The 21,445-nt window shown below is 70.6% G+C and carries 19 protein-coding genes and 1 tRNA gene; 8 read left to right on the top strand and 12 right to left on the bottom strand.

The genetic code is table 11. From position 1 onward, the window contains the following. Positions 1–19: 19 nt before the first annotated feature. On the bottom strand, positions 20–1,273 hold the full coding sequence (locus OG766_RS17435) for an SWIM zinc finger family protein (RefSeq protein WP_328725726.1): 1,254 nt from the start codon (positions 1,271–1,273) through the stop codon (positions 20–22). Further along, positions 1,270–4,149, bottom strand: a complete 2,880-nt coding sequence (locus OG766_RS17430) for a DEAD/DEAH box helicase (RefSeq protein WP_328725725.1) — start codon at positions 4,147–4,149, stop codon at positions 1,270–1,272. Before OG766_RS17430 ends, OG766_RS17435 begins: the two co-directional genes overlap by 4 nt. 217 nt (positions 4,150–4,366) lie before the next feature. Here OG766_RS17430 and OG766_RS17425 point away from each other — a divergent pair, with 217 nt between their 5' ends. Continuing rightward, complete coding sequence (locus OG766_RS17425; protein ID WP_328725724.1) at positions 4,367–4,615, top strand: type II toxin-antitoxin system CcdA family antitoxin; 249 nt, start codon at positions 4,367–4,369, stop codon at positions 4,613–4,615. Continuing rightward, positions 4,612–5,013: a DNA-binding protein gene (locus OG766_RS17420; protein WP_266380157.1), complete on the top strand. Its 402-nt coding sequence runs from the start codon at positions 4,612–4,614 to the stop codon at positions 5,011–5,013. Before OG766_RS17425 ends, OG766_RS17420 begins: the two co-directional genes overlap by 4 nt. A 42-nt stretch (positions 5,014–5,055) precedes the next feature. Here the strand turns inward: OG766_RS17420 and OG766_RS36745 are convergent, their stop codons facing one another. From OG766_RS36745 to OG766_RS17395, 5 genes are all read right to left on the bottom strand, one after another. Then, the gene (locus OG766_RS36745) at positions 5,056–5,454 is read right to left on the bottom strand and encodes an LLM class flavin-dependent oxidoreductase (RefSeq protein WP_443045505.1); all 399 of its coding nucleotides are present in this window, start codon (positions 5,452–5,454) and stop codon (positions 5,056–5,058) included. After that, the gene (locus OG766_RS17410) at positions 5,387–5,929 is read right to left on the bottom strand and encodes an RNA 2'-phosphotransferase (protein ID WP_328725723.1); all 543 of its coding nucleotides are present in this window, start codon (positions 5,927–5,929) and stop codon (positions 5,387–5,389) included. Before OG766_RS17410 ends, OG766_RS36745 begins: the two co-directional genes overlap by 68 nt. Before the next feature lie 138 nt (positions 5,930–6,067). Next, the gene (locus tag OG766_RS17405) at positions 6,068–7,009 is read right to left on the bottom strand and encodes a MerR family transcriptional regulator (RefSeq protein ID WP_328725722.1); all 942 of its coding nucleotides are present in this window, start codon (positions 7,007–7,009) and stop codon (positions 6,068–6,070) included. An 89-nt stretch (positions 7,010–7,098) separates the two neighbouring features. Continuing rightward, positions 7,099–8,868, bottom strand: coding sequence for an SDR family oxidoreductase (locus OG766_RS17400; protein WP_266384219.1), 1,770 nt, complete (start codon positions 8,866–8,868; stop codon positions 7,099–7,101). Positions 8,869–8,870: 2 nt separating this feature from the next. After that, positions 8,871–9,764 carry a M24 family metallopeptidase gene (locus tag OG766_RS17395; protein WP_266380150.1) on the bottom strand — a complete coding sequence of 298 codons (894 nt, stop codon included), beginning with the start codon at positions 9,762–9,764 and terminating at the stop codon, positions 8,871–8,873. Positions 9,765–10,020: 256 nt separating this feature from the next. Here OG766_RS17395 and OG766_RS17390 point away from each other — a divergent pair, with 256 nt between their 5' ends. The 6 genes from OG766_RS17390 (at position 10,021) to OG766_RS17365 (ending at position 14,307) form a co-directional block, all read left to right on the top strand. After that, on the top strand, positions 10,021–10,986 hold the full coding sequence (locus OG766_RS17390) for an ABC transporter ATP-binding protein (RefSeq protein WP_266384216.1): 966 nt from the start codon (positions 10,021–10,023) through the stop codon (positions 10,984–10,986). Further along, on the top strand, positions 10,983–11,864 hold the full coding sequence (locus tag OG766_RS17385; protein WP_266380147.1) for an ABC transporter permease: 882 nt from the start codon (positions 10,983–10,985) through the stop codon (positions 11,862–11,864). The genes OG766_RS17390 and OG766_RS17385 overlap by 4 nt, the downstream gene beginning before the upstream one ends. Further along, positions 11,861–12,772, top strand: a complete 912-nt coding sequence (locus tag OG766_RS17380; RefSeq protein WP_266380144.1) for an ABC transporter ATP-binding protein — start codon at positions 11,861–11,863, stop codon at positions 12,770–12,772. The genes OG766_RS17385 and OG766_RS17380 overlap by 4 nt, the downstream gene beginning before the upstream one ends. A gap of 20 nt (positions 12,773–12,792) precedes the next feature. Then, positions 12,793–13,512 (top strand): ABC transporter permease subunit, encoded by a 720-nt coding sequence (locus OG766_RS17375; protein ID WP_266380140.1) that lies wholly within the window; start codon positions 12,793–12,795, stop codon positions 13,510–13,512. 117 nt (positions 13,513–13,629) lie between these two features. Further along, positions 13,630–13,974 carry an SGM_3592 family protein gene (locus OG766_RS17370; protein WP_443045504.1) on the top strand — a complete coding sequence of 115 codons (345 nt, stop codon included), beginning with the start codon at positions 13,630–13,632 and terminating at the stop codon, positions 13,972–13,974. 248 nt (positions 13,975–14,222) lie between these two features. After that, positions 14,223–14,307: transfer RNA gene (locus OG766_RS17365), tRNA-Ser, on the top strand. 139 nt (positions 14,308–14,446) lie between these two features. Here the strand turns inward: OG766_RS17365 and OG766_RS17360 are convergent. The 5 genes from OG766_RS17360 to OG766_RS17340 all read right to left on the bottom strand — a co-directional run bounded on the left by OG766_RS17360 (position 14,447) and on the right by OG766_RS17340 (position 21,423). Then, positions 14,447–15,253, bottom strand: a complete 807-nt coding sequence (locus OG766_RS17360) for an HAD family hydrolase (protein ID WP_266380134.1) — start codon at positions 15,251–15,253, stop codon at positions 14,447–14,449. Next, on the bottom strand, positions 15,250–16,527 hold the full coding sequence (serS, locus tag OG766_RS17355) for a serine--tRNA ligase (protein WP_328725721.1): 1,278 nt from the start codon (positions 16,525–16,527) through the stop codon (positions 15,250–15,252). Before serS ends, OG766_RS17360 begins: the two co-directional genes overlap by 4 nt. Positions 16,528–17,101: 574 nt before the next feature. After that, positions 17,102–18,043 (bottom strand): prephenate dehydratase, encoded by a 942-nt coding sequence (gene pheA / locus OG766_RS17350; RefSeq protein WP_266380129.1) that lies wholly within the window; start codon positions 18,041–18,043, stop codon positions 17,102–17,104. Between the two features lie 40 nt (positions 18,044–18,083). Then, positions 18,084–19,325, bottom strand: a complete 1,242-nt coding sequence (gene efeB / locus OG766_RS17345) for an iron uptake transporter deferrochelatase/peroxidase subunit (protein ID WP_266380127.1) — start codon at positions 19,323–19,325, stop codon at positions 18,084–18,086. An 82-nt stretch (positions 19,326–19,407) separates the two neighbouring features. Then, on the bottom strand, positions 19,408–21,423 hold the full coding sequence (locus tag OG766_RS17340; RefSeq protein WP_328725720.1) for a copper resistance CopC/CopD family protein: 2,016 nt from the start codon (positions 21,421–21,423) through the stop codon (positions 19,408–19,410). Between the last annotated feature and the right edge of the window lie 22 nt (positions 21,424–21,445).

The raw sequence follows: 21,445 nt of genomic DNA, 5'->3' as shown, positions 1-21,445 counted from the left end.
AAATGCTGAGGGATTTCTACTACATCCCGGTGCGCTGCCAGATCGCGGTCAGCGCGGCAACGGGGTCGGTGGTGGGCGGTGCGGCCGGCCACCATTCGCTGTCGTTCTCCTGGAGATAGGGGTACCAGCGGGCGTCGGGCCCCAGGCGCAGCTGGATGCCGTGGTCGGGGAGGGTGAGGCGGTTGCGCCAGGCCCTGAGGCGGACGGGGGTGTCGGTCATCTCGGCGAGGGCCGTGGTCAGGGCGGTACGGGCTGCTGTCATCGCCGACGGTTCCGGGCTGTGGGGCTGTTCGACGACGGTGATGCCGGTGGGGCCGCCGTGGCGCCATGCGCGGGTGAGACGGGCGAAGGCGGTGGGGTTGGCGCCGGTGTTTTGGACCAGGTCGCGGAACCACTCAGGGCCGGGGCCGCTCGCGGCGATGCGCACGGCGTCCTGGTGCTGGGTCAGGTGCAGGTTGGTGGCGTCGCCCGACAGCAGCCGTGCCGCGCGTGCTGAGACATCGGTCATCAGGCGCTCCAGGTCCGCGCCGACGAGACCGCTGCCGGCCGGTGGGGGGACCGGCAGCGCGGCGTCGTGGGCGGACGTTTCGGGCAGGTCGGGCAGGCCGGGCCACCCCGGGGCGTGATCGGCCAGGGCGGTCCACGCGGCGTAGGCGCCCGCCGCGTGGACACCGGCCGGAGCGGGCGGGGCGTCGGTGGTCCGGCCCGCTGTCTGGCGTGCGCGCAGTTCTGCGAGGACGTCGTCCCGTCCGCGGCCCCGCAGAGTGAACAGCACGAACGGGTCGTCGTCGATGGTGGCGGCGATGGCGTAGCAGAGCGCGGCGGCGTGTTTGCAGGGATGGCCCCAGTCGGGGCAGGAGCATTCGGGGTCGAGCTCGGTGGGTTGCGGGAGGAGGGGGACGCCGGCGTGGCGGGCGTCGTCGATGAGCTCTGCGGGCATCTCACCGTCGAGGAGCGCCGCGAGATGCCCGGCTCGGGCCGCGATGGTGTCAAGAAGGGTGCCCCACTGGGCGTCGGTGAGGACGGGCAGGTGGACGGCGGAGCGGTACGGGCGCGGACGGCTGCCCTGGACGGCGGCCTTGACCTGGCCGGGGGCGATGGTGACCGCGCCGACCATGCCCTGGCGGGCGTAGGTGCGTCCGCGGGACAGCCGCCCCGAGTCCAGGGTGGAGTCCTCCAGAGCCGTCACCCACGCCTGGCCCCACCACGTCGCCGCGAAGGCACGCCTGCCGCGGCTGGGTGCACGGCGAGGGCCGGGGACGGACGGGCTCATGACTGCCCCCCCAGGGCGACGAGTTCGGCGAGGTCGGCGTCGGACAGTTCGGTCAGAGTGGCTTCGCCGGAGCCGACGACGGCGTCGGCGAGCGCCCGCTTGGATTCCAGCAGTTTCGCCACCCTGTCCTCCACGGTGCCTTCGGCGATGAGCTTGTGGACCTGGACGGGCTTGTCCTGGCCGATGCGGTAGGCGCGGTCGGTGGCCTGGTCCTCGACGGCAGGGTTCCACCAGCGGTCGTAGTGCACGACGTGGGTGGCACGGGTGAGGTTGAGGCCGGTGCCGGCCGCCTTCAACGACAACAGGAACACCGGCACTTCGCCTCGCTGGAAGCGTTCCACCATCTCCTCGCGTGCGGTGACGGGCGTGCCGCCGTGCAGGAAGAGGGTGGGCATGCCTCGTTCCGCGAGATGTCTCTCCAGCAGAGCCGCCATCTGCTTGTACTGGGTGAAGACCAGTACCGACTCGCCCTCGGCGGTGATGGTGTCGACGAGTTCGTCGAGGAGGTCGAGTTTGCCCGAGCGGCCGTGCAGGGGGCTGGACTGGCGCAAGTACTGGGCGGGGTGGTTGCAGATCTGCTTCAGCGCGGTGAGGAGCTTGAGAATCAGTCCGCGGCGGGCGATGCCGTCGGCTTCGGTGATCTTCGCCATGGTCTCGCGGACCACCGCCTCGTACAGGCTCGCCTGCTCGGCGGTGAGCGGGACGACGCGGTCGGTCTCGGTCTTGGCGGGCAGTTCGGGTGCGATGCCGGGGTCGGACTTCCGGCGGCGCAGCAGGAACGGGCGGACGAGGTGGGACAGCCGCTCGGCGGCCTGCGGGTCCTCGCCCGACTCGATCGCGCGGGCGTGGCGGTCACGGAAGGCGGCGAGCGGGCCGAGGAGCCCGGGCGTGGTCCAGTCGAGGAGCGCCCACAGCTCGGAGAGGTTGTTCTCCACGGGGGTACCGGTCAGGGCGACGCAGGCGCGGGCGGGCAGGGCGCGCAGTTCGCGGGCGGTGACGGCATAGGGGTTCTTGACGTGCTGGGCCTCGTCGGCGGCGATCAGCGACCAGGCGCTCTCGGCGAGGGCATCGCGGTCGCGGCGCAGGACACCGTAGGTGACCAGGACGATCTCGTCCCCGGCCAGGTCCTTGAGGTGGCGGTCGCCACCGTGGTAGCGGCGCACGGGGGTGGCGGGCGCGAACCGGGCGGCCTCGCGCTGCCAGTTGCCGAGCAGGGAGGTGGGGCATACGACGAGGGTGGGACCCGCGGTGGCGGGGTCGGTCTGGCGGTGCAGGTGCAGGGCGAGCAGGGTGATGGTCTTGCCCAGGCCCATGTCGTCGGCGAGGCAGCCGCCGAGGCCGAGCTCGCACATCTCCGCCAGCCAGGCCAGACCCCGCTTCTGGTAGTCGCGCAGCGTGGCCTTCAGAGCGGCGGGCTGGGTGGCGGGAGTACGGGACTCGGGCTCACGGATACGGGCGACGAGGTCGCCGAGCGCCCCGACCGCAGCACAGGTGATCGTCTCCCCGTCCCGCTCCACCTCGCCGGTCAGCGCGGCACCCAGGGCCTCCATGGGAGTGAGCGATTCCATCCGGCGGCGTCGGGCGCGGGCCACCAGCTTCGGGTCGGCGACCACCCACTGGTCGCGCAGCCTGACGAGGGGACGGCGTGCCTCGGCGAGGACATCCATCTCGGCCTCGGTGAGCGGCTCACCGTCGAGCGAGAGCTGCCAACGGAAGTCGAGGAGGGCGTCGGCGTCGAGCAGACCACCGGCACTGGAGCCGGGCGCGGTGCGCTGCCCGATCTCGGCAGTCGCGCTGAGCGCCTTGACCAGCTCGCGCGGCCAGTGCACGTCGATACCGGCGGCGCGCAGCGTGTCGGTGGCGTCGCCCAGCAGGTCGAACGCCTCCTCGTCGGTCAGCCGCAGCTGGTCCGGCGCGGCGTCGTTCAGCAGCCGGTCGAGCGGAGGCCAGACGCGGGCGCCGCGGCGCAGTGCGAGCAGCGTCTCGGTCTCGGCGCGAGGGCCGAGGAGGCGCTCGGTCTCGGACGGCTCGTTCCACAGCCGTGCGGCCTCTACGACGAGCGCCGGATCCGCCGCGGTGTGCAACTGCAGAACGGCCCGGAACTCCCGGCGCCGCCCCTCGGGCAGGTCGACACGCAGCGAGACGCCGACGTCGGCGGTGAACGCGGCGGCGGTCTCCTCGGCCCACTCGCGCAGGACGGGCACGGCACGCGCCTCGCGCCAGGCGTACGGCAGCGCCCCCATCGCGAGCGGCGCGGCCGGAGTACGGACCAGGTCGTCCGCGACCGCGTCGCAGAACTGGCGTACCAGCGCGACCGGTTCCGCGATGCGCAGTGGAGCCGGGCCGGGTTCGGGCAGGCAGTGGGCGTGGGGTGGGAAGGCGGCGCCGAGGGCGTCCAGCGTCTGCCGCTGTACGGCGGTGAGGGGACCCGCCTGCCACGTGTCGTAGCCGGCGTCGGTGAGGGCCGGATGGAGACGGCCGTCGGCGAGCAGCCGCAGCGCGAAGCGGGAGGCGGCTTGCCAGGCCGCGGCGGACGGATGCGCCGGCCGGGCGTCGGCCAGGGCGGCGACAGCGACGGCGGCGGGCAGCGCATAGCCCTCGACTCTGCGGCGTCGGACCGACCGGCCGTGCGGCAGCACCAGTTCCACCGACTCGGATTCGATGCCCTCGGGCACTGTGCCGTCTGCCGCCGCTGCCCCGGTGGGCTTCCAGAGCAGCAGCCGTCCGAGGCGGGCGGGTTCGCCGGGCAGGAACACCGCCGCCCAGCCGTCGTCGAGCAGGGCGACCGCGAAGGCGGTTGCCTCCGGTGTGGCGAGCGGTGGCGTGATCCTTGTGCTGGTGCGTGGTTCTCGTGCGACGACCCGTGCCACGCCCATTCGCCCCATCGTGTTCCAGGCGGCCCTCACCGCGTCCCGCTCACCAGGCAGGCCCATCATGGCGGGTCGGCGCAGCCTTGCTCAAACCCGGATGTCGGCGGCTGTTCCCTTTCGGCAAGCATGGCCCCGGTGTGGCTGGCAGTGGGTATGGTGCGCCCGCGTGCGGACGTGTGGCGAGCGACACGACCCGGGGCGCATATCGCAGTATGCTCGGGTCATGGCGGACACCACGCGTATCACTGTGACGCTGCCGAGCGAGCAGGTCGCCGAGCTCAGGAAGCTCACCGACAACGTCTCCGGCTATGTCGCCGAGGCGGTGGCGCGGCAACTGCGGCACCAACTGCTCGGTGCCGACCTGCAGCGTCACCAGGAGGAGCACGGGGCCTTCACCGAGGAGGAGTTGGCGGAGGCGCGCTCCAGGATCTTTGGGACGACGGGTACGGGCGGATCGGTTAGCGCGGCGTGAAAGAGCATGTCGAGACGGTCGTACTGGACTCCCAGGGGCTTTCTGCCTGGATCGCCCAGGACCGCAAGATCCTCGCGATGTTCCAGGTGTTCCATGCCGTGGGTGCCGATTTCGTCATCGGTGCCAACACCATCGTGGAAGTCAGCCATGCGCGGGTGAACATGCCTCGGCTGCGGTGGGCGCTCTCCCGAGTCAAGGTCGAGCCGGTGACCGAGGATGCGGCGAAGGCGTCCGCGGAACTGCTCAAAGCCGCCGGTCTGCACGGCCACAGGTACGCGATCGACGCGACCGTGGCCGAGGTGGCCCTGCGTCAGCCGGGCCCGGTGGTCATGCTGACCTCCGACGTCGACGACATGGCCCGGTTGTGTGGCGACCGTGTCCGGCTCATCGGCATCTGAGAGGGGCAGCTGTGACAGCTGACCGAAGGAAATCTTCGCAGGTCAGGCTGCGATAGGTGAGAAAGGCTTGACTGAGGTCACGAGCGTGCCGAGGCGAAGTGTGTCGGTGGCCGCCGCGGCGGCTGTCAGCGTGGGCACGGCGCCGTACCAGGGGCCGTCGCGAAAGGCTCGCCACGCCAGGTGGTCATAGGTGTACGCGGCGTGGAAACCGAGCTCCTCGGCGCGCTGCCACAGTGCCCGGCCTCCCTCGTTCCAGCGGTGCACAGGAAGGATCACGGTGCTGAGGCGCAGAGGAGACGTCATGCGCTCCAATGTACGTCGGCCCTGTCGTGGCCCCGCTCGCCACAGGGCGGCGGCGGACCGGGGGTGGGGGTCAGCCGGGGAAGCGCAGGAACTCCGGCGGAACCGCGTCCGTGAGCCAGACACCGTTGGCGCTGACATGGAAGACGTGCCCGGCGCGGTGCATCGCGCCCGCGTCCACGGAGAGCACGACGGGCTTCCCCCGGCGGGCGCCGACGTGGGTGGCCGTCTCGCGGTCCGGGGACAGGTGGACATGGTGGCGTGCCATCGGGCGCAGCCCTTCGGCCCGGATCACGTCCAGACTGCGTCCGACCGTGCCGTGGTAGAGGTACGCGGGTGGCTCGGTGACGGGCAGGTCCAGGTCGACCTGCACCGTGTGGCCCTGATTGGCGCGGATCCGGGCGCCGTCGATCATGAAGCGCCGTTTGTCGTTGGCCGCGACGACGTGGTCGAGCTCGTCCCGGGTGATGCGGAAGCCGTGCGCGGCGGTAGCCCGCAGCAGCTCGTCGATCTCGACCCAGCCGTTCGGATCCAGGGCGAGCCCGATCCGCTCCGGCTGATGCCGCAGATGTTTCGAGAGGTACTTCGACACCTTGATGGTGCGTTGTTCGTCCATGTCTTCAGAGTGCCGTCGGATGTCAGCGCACCGCCACGCGATTTTCATCCGGACGATGGTGATCGAAATGTTTGTTCCACAGCCAAGTCAGGTTATCCACAAGGGAATTGGCGACTCTGTGGACAACGAGCCTTTGGTTCACAGGGTTTGATCAACAGTGTTGTCTTTGAGGTGATTTGCCGTAAGTGCATCCAATGTCCTTGTGTGTACCTCCCGTTCGGCGGCAGCGGCGATGAACGCCGTCGCATTCTCCGGGCCAACCAGACGATGAACGGCCCGAATCGTGTCCGCCGGCAGCATCACGGCCTGCGGCTCATCCCCCTGCGTCAACGGCGTCTCCGCACCCAGATGATGCTGAAGATGCCGGGTCGCGAACAGCCGCATGGCACGGGCCAGTTCGGCATCGACGGTCTGCTGCGCGAGCGGCCGCAGCCGGCGAACCATCGACGCCGCCTCGGCCGCATCGGCGTCCGTCGGCGGCCGGTGCCCGAGATACCGGGCGAAGACATGCTCCGTGGTGAACTCCAGGAAACGGGAGGCGATGTGCTCCACCTGGCCGCGAAGTTCCCGTAGATGTCCGGAGATTGCGGCCAGCGGAACCCCCGCCGCGAACAACTCGGCCGCGACCGCCAGTTCTTGAGGGCTCGGAACCAGGAACTCGTCGTCCCGTCCGGGGACGCGCTCCAGCACGCCGAGCTCCACCGCCTCGGTGATCGCCTCCTCGTCCGGCTTCCCTCCGAAGGTCTCGTACAGCTCGGCGCGGGTGATCCGGTCCGCCTCCTCGTCCGTCCACGGGCCGTGGACCTCGGCGACCAGCCCGAGCACCCCGCCCAGACCGCGCCCCGCGTCCCAGGCCTCCAGCAACTCCTTGATCGAGGCCAGGGTGTATCCCCGGTCGAGGAGATCGGCGATCTGCCGCAGCCGGGCCAGATGAGAGTCCCCGTACACATTGGCCCGGCCGCGACGCACCGGCTTGGGCAGCAGTCCGCGGTCCTGGTAGGCGCGGATCGTCCGGACCGTCGCACCGCTGTGATGCGCGAGGTCCTCGATCCGGTACTCCGCTGCATGCTCCCCGGACACGGCCACTCCTCACTGCCCCATGACGCCCTGCTTCGCGGCGGCTCCGCCCGGCGGGCAGAGCCTTCGCGGCGAGACCACATCATGGCCGCTCACAGCGGGGGCTCCAACCTGGCTATCGCACGCAGCGCCCCGGGGCTGAAACGGGACAGAAGACGGGCACCACGGGCCTCCGGGGTCACCGGCACCACCGCCCGGTTGTCCACCACCGCGCGCAGGACCGCCTCGGCGACCCTCTCCGGCGGATAGTTGCGCAGCCCGTACAGCCGTGAGGTCTTCTTCTGCCGGCGCTGCTGCTCCTCCTCCGAGACCCCGGCGAAGCGCGCGGTCGCGGTGATGTTCGTGTTCACGATGCCCGGGCAGATCGCCGAGACGCCGATGCCCTGTCCGGCCAGCTCCGCCCGCAGACACTCGCTGAGCATCAGCACCGCCGCCTTCGACGTCGCGTACGCGGGAAGGGCCTTGGAGGGCTGATAGGCCGCAGCCGAGGCCGTGTTCACGATGTGGCCGCCCTGGCCCCGCTCCGCCATCTGCCTGCCGAAGACGCGGCAGCCGTGGATCACGCCCCACAGATTGACGTCGAGGACCTTGCGCCAGTCCTCGCTCGTCGTGTCGAAGAACGAACCGGAAAGACCGATCCCGGCGTTGTTGACCAGCACATCCACGACGCCGTACTCGGCGGCGACCTTCCCGGCGAGCTTCTCCATCGCCGCCTCGTCGGCGACGTCCACCGTCTCCGGCCAGGCCGCGGGCGCGCCGATCAGCCGGCACATCTCGGCGGTCCTGGCGGCGCCTTCACCGTCCCGGTCCACGGCGACGATCCGCGCGCCCACCTCGGCGAAGGCGAAGGCCGTGGCCCGCCCGATGCCGCTGGCCGCGCCCGTCACCAGCACCAACTGCCCACCGAACCGCTCCACATACCGGCCGGACGCCGTGATCGCGGGAGCCTGCCAGGCCGGCCCGCCCTCCTCGTGGGCCGTCACGAACTCGGTGATCCACGAAGCCAGCTGGTCCGGTCGCGTGCGCGGAACCCAGTGCTTGGCCGGCAGCGTCCGGCGCACCAACTTCGGGGCCCACACGGCCAGATCGTCGTAGAGCCGCTCGGAAAGGAAAGCGTCACCGGTGGGTGTGATCAGCTGGACCGGGACGTGCGCGTACGCGTCGGAGCGGGGCCGCCGCAGCCGGGCCCGGACATTGTCCCGGTAGAGCCAGGCGCCGTGCGCCGCGTCGGACGGCAGCGACGCCGTCGGATAGTCGCCGCCCGGCACCTTCTCGATGCGCTGCAGGATCTTCGGCCATTGCCTGCCGAGCGGCCCGCGCCACGCGAGCTCCGGCAGCACCGGCGTATGCAGCATGTACACGTACCAGGACTTGGCGCCCTGGCCGAGAAGCTGGCCCACCCGGCGCGGGGTGGGCCGGGTCATGCGCTGCTTGATCCAGTGCCCGAAGTGGTCCAGCGACGGCCCGGACATCGAGGTGAACGAGGCGATCCGCCCCTCGGTCCGCTTCACCGTCACGAACTCCCAGGACTGCACCGAGCCCCAGTCGTGCCCCACCAGATGCACCGGACGATCCGGGCTGACCGCGTCCGCGACCGCCAGGAAGTCGTCCGTCAGCTTCTCCAGCGTGAAACCGCCGCGCAGCGGCACCGGAGCCGTCGAGCGGCCGTGCCCGCGGACGTCGTACACCACCACATGGAAACGCTTCGCCAGCCTGGACGCGACCTCGGACCACACCTCCTTGCTGTCCGGATAGCCGTGCACCAGCACCACCGTCGGCTGCGTCTCGTCGCCGAGCTCGGCGACGCACAGCTCGATCCCGCCCGTACGCACCCGACGCTCGCGCGCGCCCTCGATCCCCACGCTCACGAATCCCTCCTGCTCGCTTCTCCGCCCGCCCGGTGCCTCGCCGACGCCGCTTCCTCCTCGGCCCAGCGGCGCACATGCGGCAGATCGTCATCCAGCCAGAACGCGCTCTGCTCCGGGTCCTTCGAGTCCGTGACCACCAGGATCTCCTCGAACTTCGCGCCCGTCCCACGGAAGCCGAGATGCGGCTCCACCGCCCAGAGCCCCGGCCGCGGCGGATGGTCGGAGAACCGGTACGGCGACCACAGCGGTGACCAGCCGTCCCGGTGGCCGTGCAGCGCGTCGCTCGCGAGCCCCTTCAGCGACTGGGTGCCGAAACCGAACAGCGTCGGCGACCACCGTCGCTCCCCGACCCGGTCCACCTTGTGGGCGATGACGCCGAACGGATACTCCCGATGCCGATTGGCGTACCCCTGCCGGACCATCAGCCGGTCCACGTCCTCGTAGATCTCGCGCAGGGAACGGCGCTCGCGCACCTCGCGCAGGATCAGCTCGCGATGCGCCCGGAGATCGGCGAGGAGCCTGTCGTGCAGGGGGTGCGGTCCAAGGCAGCCCGAATAGCCGACGTCGGCCGTGAAGCCCTTGAAGACCGGCGCCATGTCGAGGATGAAGGGCATGCCCGCCTCCAGCCTCCGGCCGGTGGGGAAGAACTGCAGCGGTATCCGGAAGCCGGCGAACGCCGTACGGTCGCCGAACCAGGCGAAGGGCAGATGGAACCAGTCCCGCACACCGCGCTCGCGAAGCCACTCACGCTGCATCCGGGCGGCCTCGCGCTCGGTCACCCCGGGCCCCAGCTGCGCCGCGACGGCCTCCGCGCACTCGTAGGCCAGGCGCTGCACTTCCCGGAACCCCCGCAGCTCCGCGGTTCGTTCCCTCGTCACTGCTGAGGTCATGCCACCCGTCCCGTCCCGTTTTCGTGTGCGGTACGTGCTCGTAACTTGACACTGATGAATGTGACAATGCCCGGCGGCTGCGTCAAGAGCCCCGCACCGGCCTGTGGACAACCCCGACGCCGGGCCCGCGGCAGGGCCCCGCAGGTCCTCCTCCGGAGTTGCCCCCTACGGGTCCGTACGCCTGGAGTCGGATGCGGAACCAGCCGCCAGGGTTGACGCCCCCTGTGGTGTGCGCCACTACCTTCGAAACGTGACTGTGATCGTGACCGAAAGCCTGAGCAAGCGGTTCCCCCGGGTGACCGCGCTTGACCGGCTCTCCCTGGACATCGGGCCCGGTGTGACCGGACTCGTGGGCGCCAACGGAGCCGGCAAGTCCACACTGATCAAGATCCTGCTGGGTCTGTCCCCCGCCACGGAAGGCCGTGCCGAAGTGCTCGGCCTCGACGTCACCACCTCCGGTGCCGTCATCCGTGAGCGCGTCGGCTACATGCCCGAGCACGACTGTCTGCCGCCCGACGTCTCGGCCACCGAGTTCGTCGTCCACATGGCGCGCATGTCCGGACTCCCGCCGACCGCGGCGCGCGAGCGCACCGCCGACACCCTGCGCCACGTCGGCCTCTACGAGGAGCGGTACCGCCCCATCGGCGGCTACTCGACCGGCATGAAGCAGCGCGTCAAACTCGCGCAGGCCCTCGTCCACGACCCCCAGCTGGTCCTCCTCGACGAGCCGACCAACGGCCTCGACCCGGTCGGCCGCGACGAGATGCTCGGCCTGATCCGCCGCGTGTACACGGACTTCGGCATCTCGGTCCTGGTCACGTCCCATCTGCTCGGCGAGCTGGAACGCACCTGCGACCACGTCGTGGTCGTCGACGGCGGCCGGCTGCTGCGCTCCAGCTCCACCAGCGACTTCACCCAGATCACGACCACCCTCGCGGTCGAGGTCACCGACTCCGACACCCACCCCGACGGGACCGCCGCGCTCCGCGAGGCCCTGACGGCCGCGGGCGTCACCCTGCACGCCGGGGTAGAGGAAGGTCTGCCCGGAGCGGGCCACATCCTGCTGCTGGAGGCGACCGGCGAGGAGACGTACGACACCGTCCGCGACACCGTCGCCGCCCTGGGCCTCGGCCTCGTACGGATGGAACAGCGCCGCCACCACATCGCGGAGGTCTTCCGCCCGGAGGCAGCGGCCCAGCCCATGGAGGTGCCGGTCCGATGACCACCGAGACGTCCCGTATCCACAACATCGGATACCGCAACTACGACGGCGCCCGGCTCGGCCGTGCCTACGCGCGGCGCTCGCTCTACACACAGTCGCTGCGCGGCGCCTACGGACTCGGCCGCTCCGCCAAGTCCAAGGTGCTGCCGATGATCCTCTTCGCGGTGATGTGCGTGCCGGCGGCGATCGTCGTCGCCGTCGCGGTGGCCACGAAGATGAAGGAACTGCCGCTCGACTACACGCGCTACGCGATCGTCACCCAGGCGGTCATCGGCCTCTTCCTCGCCGCTCAGGCACCCCAGTCCGTGTCCCGGGACCTGCGCTTCAAGACCGTGCCCCTGTACTTCTCGCGGCCCATCGAACGCGTCGACTACGTCCTCGCCAAGCTCGGAGCGATGGCCTCGGCGCTGTTCGTCCTCACCGCCACCCCGCTGGTGATCCTCTACATCGGCTCGCTGCTGGCGAAGATGGACTTCGCCGAGCAGAGCAAGGGATTCGCACAGGGACTGGTCTCCGTGGCACTCCTCTCGCTCTTCTTCGGCGGTCTCGGCCTCGTCATGGCCGCGCTCACCCCGCGCAGGGGCTTCGGCGTCGCCGCCGTCATCGCCACCCTGACGATCACCTACGGCGCGGTCTCCACGCTCCAGGCCATCGCCTACGAGACCGGGTCCGAGGGTGTCGTGGAGTGGCTGGGCCTCTTCTCACCCATCACCCTCATCGACGGAGTGCAGACCGCCTTCCTCGGCGCGACCACCTCCTACCCGGGCGGGCAGGGGCCGGGGACGGGGGCCGGCGTGGTCTATCTGCTGGTCGTCCTCGCGCTCATCGCCGGCTCCTACGGCGTCCTGATGCGCCGCTACCGAAAGGTCGGGCTGTGACAACGATCAACATCGACCACGCGTCGCGCTGGTTCGGCAACGTGGTCGCCGTCAACGACGTGACCATGACCATCGGACCGGGCGTCACCGGGCTCCTCGGACCCAACGGGGCCGGCAAGTCCACGCTCATCAACATGATGGGTGGATTCCTCGCCCCCTCCACAGGCACGGTCACCCTCGACGGGCAGACGATCTGGCGCAACGAGACGGTCTACCGGCAGATCGGTGTCGTGCCCGAGCGCGAGGCGATGTACGACTTCCTGACGGGGCGGGAATTCGTCGTCGCCAACGCCGAACTGCACGGACTGGGCGCGAAGGAAGCCCAGCACGCGCTGGCCACGGTGGAGATGGAGCCGGCGCAGGACCGCAAGATCGCGACGTACAGCAAGGGCATGCGCCAGCGCGTGAAGATGGCGTCCGCGCTCGTGCACGACCCGAGCGTGCTGCTCCTCGACGAGCCCTTCAACGGCATGGACCCGCGCCAGCGCATGCAGCTCATGGACCTGCTCCGGCGGATGGGCGCGGAGGGCCGCACGGTCCTGTTCTCGTCCCACATCCTGGAGGAGGTCGAGCAGCTCGCCTCGCACATCGAGGTGATCGTCGCGGGACGGCACGCGGCGAGCGGCGACTTCCGCAAGATCCGCCGGCTGATGACCGACCGGCCGCACCGCTACCTGGTCCGCTCCAGCGACGACCGGGCACTCGCCGCCGCGCTGATCGCCGACCCGTCGACGGCCGGCATCGAAGTGGACCTCCAGGAGGGCGCGTTGCGGATCCAGGCGGTCGACTTCGGGCGGTTCACGGAACTGCTGCCGAAGGTCGCCCGTGAGCACTCCATCCGGCTGCTGACGGTCTCGCCCTCGGACGAGTCCCTCGAGTCGGTCTTCTCCTACCTCGTTGCCGCCTAGGCCTGAAAGGAGCCTTCGACATGTACAACCCGACAGTCGCCCGGCTCACCTACCGGGCCCTTCTCGGCCGTCGCCGTGCTGCGGTCCTCTTCATCCTCCCGGGGCTGCTGCTGCTCATCGCCGCTGCGGTACGGGCCTTCAACGGGGTGGACGACCAGATCGCCGCCGACGTGCTGGGCGGATTCGCCATCGCCACGATGGTGCCGCTGATCGGTGTGATCGCCGGCACGGGTGCGATCGGGCCCGAGATCGATGACGGCTCGATCGTCTATCTGCTGGCCAAGCCGGTGAAGCGGCCGACGATCATCATCACCAAGCTGATCGTGGCGATCGCCGTGACGATGGCGTTCTCCGCGATCCCCACCTTCATCGCCGGATACATCCTCAACGGCAACGGACAGCAGATCGCGATGGCCTACACCGTCGCGGCGCTGGTCGCGTCGATCGCGTACGCCGCGTTGTTCCTGCTGCTCGGCACGATCAGCCGGCACGCGGTCGTCATCGGTCTGGTCTACGCGCTGGTGTGGGAGACGCTCTTCGGCAGCCTGGTACCGGGCGCGCGGACACTCAGCGTCCAGCAGTGGTCGCTGGCCCTCGCCGAGAAGATCGGCGGCGAAGGGATGATCACCTCCGATGTGGGGCTGCCGCTCGCGGTGGCGCTGCTCGTGGGCGTCACGCTGCTGGCCACGGGATACGCCGGGCAGAAGCTGCGGACGCTGACGCTGGCGGGCGAGGAGTAGGAACAGCAGGCGGGGGCGGCCCCCGGGAACGGTCCCGAGGGGCCTTCCCGGGGGCGTTCTCGTTCTCACACGCGTTTGACGCGTGCGTGAGGACACTGGGGGAGAGGAGGAATCGCCATGTCCGAGGAGCCGAAACCGGGACAGGGAGAGGGGCCCGATCCAGGACACGGTCCGGGGCAGGATCCGGGGCAGGATCCGCAGTCCGGGGAGGACGCCCGGAACGAGGCCCGGGACCACGCCCGGGACGACGCCTGGGACAAGGCCGTCCTCGACGAGGACTTCGTACGAGGCGCGGAGACCGCCGAGCCGTCCGCCCGGGCCCGGATGCTCGCCGCGCGGTGGCGGGGCTCGGCGCCCGAGCCGCAGCCGTGGCGGTCCGACGAACCACCGGCGGGCTGGTTCTGGAGCCGGGCGCGCAGACGGCGCCGAGGGCTGTGGCGGCGGCGCAAGGACAAGGACTGAGGCCGGATATTCGGTGGCACGGAACTGCCGTGGCGGGGCACAGTGGTTCTGGCAGTCGCGCACATGTGCGACGAAGCCGTTTCGAGACCGGGGAGGGGCGCGGCGATGACCGAGAGTACGAGTCCGTCGAGCTCCCAGCAGGGCAGCGCACGGCAGGCTTCGGAGTAATCATCGGACTCCGTAGAGCCGCCGACCGCATGCTGCCCGGGCGGCCGCTTCGAGCGCGCATCTGCGCGGGCCGCCCTCCCGGAGGATTGGCCGAGTGGTAAGGCAGCGGCTTGCTAAGCCGTCGTCGGGGTCAACCCCGCGCGCGTTCGATCCGCGCATCCTCCGCGTATCGCCTCCGGCAGGAGGCCGGAACCCCTTGGGTCCCACGGGCGGGCCCGCACGCTGCCGACGGGCTTGACCCTGAAGGCATCCCCGAGTGCCGTGCCCACGGTGCGGAGCCCCACGATCCCGGTGGAACGGCCGCTCACGACCGGCGCATGAGCTCTTCCAGGACCACGGCGATGCCGTCGTGCTCGTTCGACGCCGTGATCTCGTGGGCCACGGCCTTGAGTTCGTCGTGGGCGTTGGCCATGGCCACGCCGTGCGCCGCCCAGCCGAACATGGGGATGTCGTTGGGCATGTCGCCGAACGCGATGGTCTGCGTGGACTTCACGCCCAGGCGGCGCGCCGCCAGGGAGAGCCCGGTGGCCTTGCTCAGACCGAGCGGGAGGATCTCGACGATCCCGGCGCCCGCCATCACCACGTCCACCAGGCCGCCGACCGTCTGCCGGGCGACGCGGGTCAACGTGTCGTCGTCGAGGCCCGGGTGCTGGATGTAGAGCTTGTTCAACGGCGCGGACCACAGCTCGGCCGGGTCGTCGAACGGGACGACCGGCAGCGGGCCTTCCTGGAGCTGATAGCCGGGGCTGACGATCACGTTCCCGTCGAGGCCGTCCCGGCTGGCCGCGACGGCCAGCGGGCCGACCTCCGCCTCCAGCTTCGAGAGCGCGAGCCCCGCGAGCTGCCGGTCCAGGGTCACCGACGTCAGCAGCTTGTGCTCGCCCGCGTGGTACACCTGCGCGCCCTGACCGCAGACCGCGAGGCCCTGATAGCCCAGGTCGTCCAGGATGTGCCGGGTCCACGGGACGGCCCGCCCCGTGACGACGATGTGCGCGGCGCCCGCCGCCGTGGCGGCGGCGAGCGCGTCGCGCGTGCGCTCCGAGATCGTTTCGTCGGAGCGCAGCAGCGTCCCGTCGAGATCCGTGGCGATCAGGCGGTACGGAAAGCTCACTTGGCGATCGGCTCCAGGACCTCACGGCCACCGAGGTACGGCCGGAGCACCTCGGGCACCCGCACCGAACCGTCCGCCAGCTGGTGGTTCTCCAGGATCGCCACGATCGTGCGCGGCACGGCGCACAGCGTGCCGTTCAGCGTCGCGAGCGGCTTGACCTTCTTTCCGTCACGCATCCGCACCGACAGCCGGCGCGCCTGGAACCCGTCGCAGTTGGACGCCGACGTCAGCTCGCGGTACTTGCCCTGGGTCGGGATCCACGCCTCGCAGTCGAACTTCCGCGACGCCGACGCGCCCAGATCGCCCGACGCGACGTCGATCACCTGGAACGGCAGCTCCAGGGCGGTCAGCCACTGCTTCTCCCAGTCCAGCAGCCGCTTGTGCTCGTTCTCGGCGTCGTCCGGGTCGATGTACGAGAACATCTCGACCTTGTCGAACTGGTGGACGCGGAAGATGCCACGCGTGTCCTTGCCGTACGTACCGGCCTCGCGGCGGAAGCACGGGGAGAAGCCCGCGTACCGCAGCGGCAGCTTGTCGGCGTCGAGGATCTCGTCCATGTGGTACGCCGCGAGCGGGACCTCGGAGGTGCCGACCAGGTAGTAGTCGTCCTTCTCCAGGTGGTACACGTTCTCCGCGGCCTGGCCCAGGAAGCCGGTGCCCTCCATGGCGCGCGGCCGGACCAGCGCCGGGGTCAGCATCGGGATGAAGCCGGCCTCCGTCGCCTGCGCGATCGCCGCGTTGACGAGGGCGAGCTCCAGGAGCGCGCCGACACCCGTCAGGTAGTAGAAGCGCGAGCCCGACACCTTCGCCCCTCGCTCGACGTCGATGGCGCCGAGCGCCTCGCCGAGCTCCAGGTGGTCCTTGGGCTCGAAGCCCTCGGCGCCGAAGTCGCGGATCGTGCCGTGCGTCTCCAGGACGACGAAGTCCTCCTCGCCGCCGACGGGGACGTCCGGGTGGATCAGATTGCCCAGCCGGAGCAGCAGCCGACGGGTCTCCTCGTCGGCCTCGTTCTGCTCGGCCTCGGCGGCCTTGACGTCGGTCTTGAGCTGTTCGGCCTTCTTCAGCAGCTCGGTGCGCTCGTCCGGAGACGCCTTGGGGATGAGCTTGCCGAGCGACTTCTGCTCGGAGCGGAGTTCGTCGAAGCGGACGCCGGACGACCTGCGCCGCTCATCGGCGGAGAGCAGGGCGTCGACGAGTTCGACGTCCTCTCCACGGGCGCGCTGGGAGGCGCGAACACGGTCGGGGTCCTCACGGAGCAGGCGAAGGTCAATCACCCCACCAGGCTACCGGTGCGGACTCCCGCCACCCCAGTTGATATTGATCGTGTGGCGCTTTGCCCGAATTGCCGGAATTGAGGAAAGATGCGGTGAATCCGGGCCGACATCCGTCAATGAACGGGATACCGGTCGCCGAAATGGGGCAAGTGCCGCCCCTCATTGACCCGTGAGTGCCGTGGAGTGCGGAACTCGGGGGCCGTTGTCCACAGGGGAGGGCGCCTCCGGCAAGTTATCCACAGGGTGTGGGGTCGGCCTGTGGACTACGGAACTGATCATTCCGAATGCATCGAGGAGATCGAGTGGATTCCCTCGCCAAACATGGCCCACGCACTCGTTCGAGTGGGAATTCCTCGCACTTCCTCGCTCCAAAGAGTTGATCAAAGGAATTGGGCTGACAGGGGCTGACCGGCCGTGCTGTGGACGGATGTGAGGCGACTGGGGCGATTTGTCGACTGTGCCTGGTTACGTTGTCGACTTGTCCCCAGATAGAGAAGCAGCCCTGTGGATAACTCTGTGGGTAACGAAAAGTAGGAAGAAGATCCGGACAGCGCCGGACGAAGCAAACGCAGGGTTACGCGCGGCCGTCCTGGCAGCGCGCCAGCCAGTCGGCCGCGGCCACGAACTCCGCGTCCGACGTCCCGGGCCGCGGCGTGCGCCCCGTGCTCCCGGAAGCGGACACCCCCGCCTGCGGATACGACCCCAGGAACCGCACCTGGGGACAGATGCGCTTCAGCCCCATCAGCGCCTCGCCGACCCGGCGGTCCGAGACATGGCCCTCGGCGTCGATCGCGAAGCAGTAGTTCCCGATGCCCGCGCCCGTGGGGCGTGACTGGAGCAGCATCAGGTTGACCCCGCGCACCGCGAACTCCTGGAGCAGCTCCAGCAGCGCGCCCGGGTGGTCGTCGCGCTGCCAGATGACCACCGACGTCTTGTCCGCGCCGGTCGGGGCCGCGGGCCGGGCCGGACGGCCCACCAGCACGAAGCGCGTCTCCGCGTTCTGCGCGTCGTGGATCTCGGTGACCAGCGCCTCGAGCCCGTACGTCGCCGCCGCGAACTCACCCGCGAAGGCCGCGTCGAACCGGCCCTCCTGGACCAGCCGGGCACCGTCCGCGTTCGACGCCGCCGACTCCCACAGCGCGTCGGGCAGATGGGCGCGCAGCCAGTTGCGCACCTGAGGCTGGGCGACGGGGTGACCGGTCACCGTCTTCACGTCCGACAGCTTCGTACCCGGCCGTACGAGCAGGGCGAAGGTGATCGGCAGCAGCACCTCGCGGTAGATCATCAGCGGTTCGCCCGAGGCCAGTTCGTCGAGGGTCGCGGTGACGCCGCCCTCCACCGAGTTCTCGATCGGCACGAGCGCGGCCGCGGCCTCACCGTTGCGCACGGCGTCGAGGGCGGCCGGTACGGACACCATCGGGACGAGTTCCCGGGTCGCGGCTTCCGGGAGGGTGCGCAGGGCGGCCTCCGTGAAGGTGCCCTCGGGGCCGAGATAGGTGTAGCGCGTGGCGGACATACTCGTCACCCTAGTGCGCTCCACCCTTGGGCCGCTCGCGTCACGATTCCAGCAGCCGCTGGCCGACGTACTCGCCGCTGCCGGGCCCACCGGGCACGGCGAAGAGACCGCTCGCCTCGTGGCGGATGAACGGGGACAGCGCGTCACCACGGTCGAGCTTGCGCTGGACGGGCACGAAGCCCCTGAGCGGGTCCGCCTGCCAGCAGACGAAGAGCAGCCCGGCGTCGGGTGTGCCGTCCGCCGCGATGCCGTCGTGGTACGAGTACGGCCTGCGCAGCATGGCCGCGCCGGCGTTCTGCTCCGGTGCGGAGATCCGGGCGTGGGCGTTGGCCGGGATGACCAGGGTGCCGTCGGGGCCGGTCCTGTCGAGATCGAGCTCGGTCGTCTCGCTGCCGCCGGTCAGGGGCGCGCCGTCCGACTTGCGGCGTCCGATCACCTGCTCCTGTTCCTTCAGGGGCAGCTTCTCCCAGTCGTCGAGCAGCATGCGGATACGGCGTACGACGGCGTACGAGCCGCCCGCCATCCATGCGTACGGACCCTCGGCGCCGGCGGACGGGACGAAGATCCGGCGGTCGAAGTCCGCCTCGGACGGCTTCGGATTGCGGGTGCCGTCGACCTGGCCCATCAGATTGCGTGCGGTCATCGGCTCCGCGGTCGCGCCGGGCGACCGGTTGAAGCCGTTCATCTGCCAGCGCACCCGCGCCGCCTCGCCCGCGTCCTTCTGCACGGCGCGCAGCGCGTGGAAGGCGACGAGCGCGTCGTCGGCGCCGATCTGCACCCACAGATCGCCGTCGGAGCGGCGCGGATCGAGCTGGTCGCTGGAGAACGCGGGCAGCGGATCGAGTGCGACGGGGCGCCGCGCGGTCAGCTTGGTGCGGTCGAAGAAGGTCCGGCCGAAGCCGAAGGTGAGAGTGAGCGAGGAGGGGCCGGCGTCGAGCGCGACACCCGTGTCGCCGTCGCCGGCCGGTTCGCCCGCCATCAGCCGGGCCGCGGTCGCCGACCACCGGCGCATCAGGGCGACCGCTTCCTTGCGGCCCGCACCCGGCGCCAGGTCGAAGGCGATCAGATGGCCGCGGGACTGCAGGGGGGTGGTGATGCCCGCCTGGTGCTCGCCGTGGAAGGCCTCGCTGGCGGAACCGACCGTCGCCAGGGCGGTCGCCGGGTCGCCGGCGGCTGCCACGTATCCGGCGGCACCGCTGACGGCGCCCAGGGCGATGCCGGTCGCGCCTGCGGCGCCCACGGTGCCGAGGAGCCTGCGTCGCGAGATCTCGATGTCGCTCATGCCGTTCCTACTGCTCGCACTGTTTCCACTGCTCGTGCTGCTCAGGTTGTTCTCGCTGGTCACGCTGCTTCCGCTCGTCACGTCAGCCGACCTTCACGTTCTTCTCGACGGTCGCCTGGTCGATGTCGGACGTCCGCACGGTGATCTGGACCCGCCACTCGCCCGGCAGCGGGATCTGGAGGTTGCTCGCACTCCAGTGGCCGGTCGCGACGCGGTCGGGTACGACCGGCAGCGGGCCGATCTTCTCGGCGGTCAGGGTGAAGGCGACCTTGACCTCGGGCGCGTCCAGGGGACGGCCGTTGGGGCGGTTGACCCAGAGATGCAGCTCGTTGGCGCCCGACCGGCCCGGGGAGAGGGTCAGCCGGGCGGTGCCCTTGCCGTCCGTGCCGCCGGTGTCGAAGGGCAGGGTGATGTCGACGGGCCGGTCCGGTACGGCGGTGGAGGCCTGAGAGCCGCCCGCCCGGGCGGCCTGTTCCTCCGTACGGCCGGGCTCGGTCGACGTCAGGACGGTCGTCACGGCGAGGAGCACGACGGCGACACCGGCCTCGGTCAGTACGGAGCGGCGCAGTCCGGCACGCTCCGGGTCGGCGTCCTTGATCCGCTTGCGCTTCGCCGTCGCCACCGCGGCCTGCTGGCGGGCCAGTTGGGCGGCGCGTACGGGATCGTCGGACGCCTGTGGGGCATCGGTCGTCGCGGCGCCGGCACCCGCGTCGCCGACGGCTTCCGTGTCCGCGATCGCTTCCGCTTCCGCTTCGGTGTCGGCATGGGCGTCCGTGCCCGTCTCCGACAGCCGTGCCGTCCACCGCCGCGAGATCCATGCGACGCCGACCAGGACGCCGACCAGCCCGATCTTGAGCAGCAGCAGCCGCCCGTACGACGTGCCGGTGAGCGCCGACCAGGAGCCGACCTGCCGCCAGGACTGGTACAGCCCGGTGGCGGCGAGGACCACGACGGACCAGAACGCCACCCGGGAGAAGCGCAGTACGGCCGAGCGATCGATGGCGGGAGTGCGGTGGAGCGCGACGAGCAGGGCGACCAGCCCGCCGAGCCAGGCGGCGACGGCCAGCAGGTGCAGCACGTCGACCGGCATCGCGACGCCCGGCTGGATGCCGGTCGAGGCGTGTTCGGAGAGAGCCCAGGTGGCGGCGATCCCGGTCGCGACGACCGTTCCGCCGATGGCCAGCCCGAAGCTGAGGTCCTTCTGCTCCTTGGCGCGCTCCTGCGCGTCCCCGCCCGCGCCCGTGGTCGTCCCCGCGTCCGACTCGGCGTCGGCGTCGGCGTCCGCGTCCGCGTCCGTGATCCGCTTCGCGTACGCCCCGAACAGCACCGCGATGAACAGCGCCGCCGCACCGAGCAGCAACAGCCGTGACACCAGCGCGGCCCCGGTCTTGGTCGCGAGTACGGCCTGCAGCCCGGCGAGGTCGAACGCGTCGCCCACTTCGCCGGAGCCGGTGTAGGGATTGCGCAGCAGCAGCATGGCGAGCGTGGCCGCGGTGAGCGTCACCCAGCCCTGCACCACCAGTCGCTGCACCGGCCGTGCGTTCGCACCGCGCGGCCAGCAGGCCAGGACGAACGCCGCGCCGCCGACGAGGACGACGAACCCCGCGTACGCGGCGTACCGCGCGATCCCGTAGAGCGTGCCGACGAGCCCGCCGCCCGCCTCCTGCTTCGGGAGCTCCACGGCCGTCTTCGAGGGCGCGCCGATGGAGAAGGTGAACGCGCCGGCGATGGGGTGGCTGTCGGCGGAGACGGCCTGCCAGGCGACGGTGTACGTGCCCTCCGGCAGGCCGGCGTGCAGCGTGACGCCGTACTTGATGATGTTTCCGCTGCACAGGTTGTTCAGCTCGCCGGTGTCGACCCGCTTGCTCTTCGGGTCGAGGACGCGGATCGAGTCGTTCCCGAGGGCGACCTGCTCGGAGAAGGTGAGCGTGACGTCCTTGGGGGCGGTGGCCAGCACCGCCCCGTCCTTCGGGTTGCTCCCGGTCAGCGCGGCGTGCGCGCTCGCCGTGCCGGCGAGCACGGTGCCGAGCAGCGCCGCGGTGATCAGCAGCAGCCGCAGAAGTGGTGCGGTTCCGAAGCGCGGGGCGGTGATGGTCATGGTGTGTCGTCAGTCCCTCGAG

Origin of the sequence: Streptomyces sp. NBC_00259, from assembly GCF_036181745.1 — a bacterium.
Taxonomy (GTDB): domain Bacteria; phylum Actinomycetota; class Actinomycetes; order Streptomycetales; family Streptomycetaceae; genus Streptomyces; species Streptomyces pratisoli.
The sequence above is the reverse complement of the archived record's forward strand: the minus strand, read 5'-3'. Positions and strand labels throughout refer to the sequence as shown.

What these genes read in the sequence shown, in the direction of transcription:
- OG766_RS17435 (WP_328725726.1), bottom strand. Translation starts at nt 1,273, where the DNA reads ATGAGCCCGTCCGTCCCCGGCCCTCGCCGTGCACCCAGCCGCGGCAGG.
- OG766_RS17430 (WP_328725725.1), bottom strand. Translation starts at nt 4,149, where the DNA reads ATGGGCGTGGCACGGGTCGTCGCACGAGAACCACGCACCAGCACAAGG.
- OG766_RS17425 (WP_328725724.1), top strand. Translation starts at nt 4,367, where the DNA reads ATGGCGGACACCACGCGTATCACTGTGACGCTGCCGAGCGAGCAGGTC.
- OG766_RS36745 (WP_443045505.1), bottom strand. Translation starts at nt 5,454, where the DNA reads ATGTCAGCGCCAACGGTGTCTGGCTCACGGACGCGGTTCCGCCGGAGT.
- OG766_RS17410 (WP_328725723.1), bottom strand. Translation starts at nt 5,929, where the DNA reads ATGGACGAACAACGCACCATCAAGGTGTCGAAGTACCTCTCGAAACAT.
- OG766_RS17395 (WP_266380150.1), bottom strand. Translation starts at nt 9,764, where the DNA reads ATGACCTCAGCAGTGACGAGGGAACGAACCGCGGAGCTGCGGGGGTTC.
- OG766_RS17385 (WP_266380147.1), top strand. Translation starts at nt 10,983, where the DNA reads ATGACCACCGAGACGTCCCGTATCCACAACATCGGATACCGCAACTAC.
- OG766_RS17375 (WP_266380140.1), top strand. Translation starts at nt 12,793, where the DNA reads ATGTACAACCCGACAGTCGCCCGGCTCACCTACCGGGCCCTTCTCGGC.
- OG766_RS17370 (WP_443045504.1), top strand. Translation starts at nt 13,630, where the DNA reads ATGTCCGAGGAGCCGAAACCGGGACAGGGAGAGGGGCCCGATCCAGGA.
- pheA (WP_266380129.1), bottom strand. Translation starts at nt 18,043, where the DNA reads ATGTCCGCCACGCGCTACACCTATCTCGGCCCCGAGGGCACCTTCACG.
- efeB (WP_266380127.1), bottom strand. Translation starts at nt 19,325, where the DNA reads ATGAGCGACATCGAGATCTCGCGACGCAGGCTCCTCGGCACCGTGGGC.
- OG766_RS17340 (WP_328725720.1), bottom strand. Translation starts at nt 21,423, where the DNA reads ATGACCATCACCGCCCCGCGCTTCGGAACCGCACCACTTCTGCGGCTG.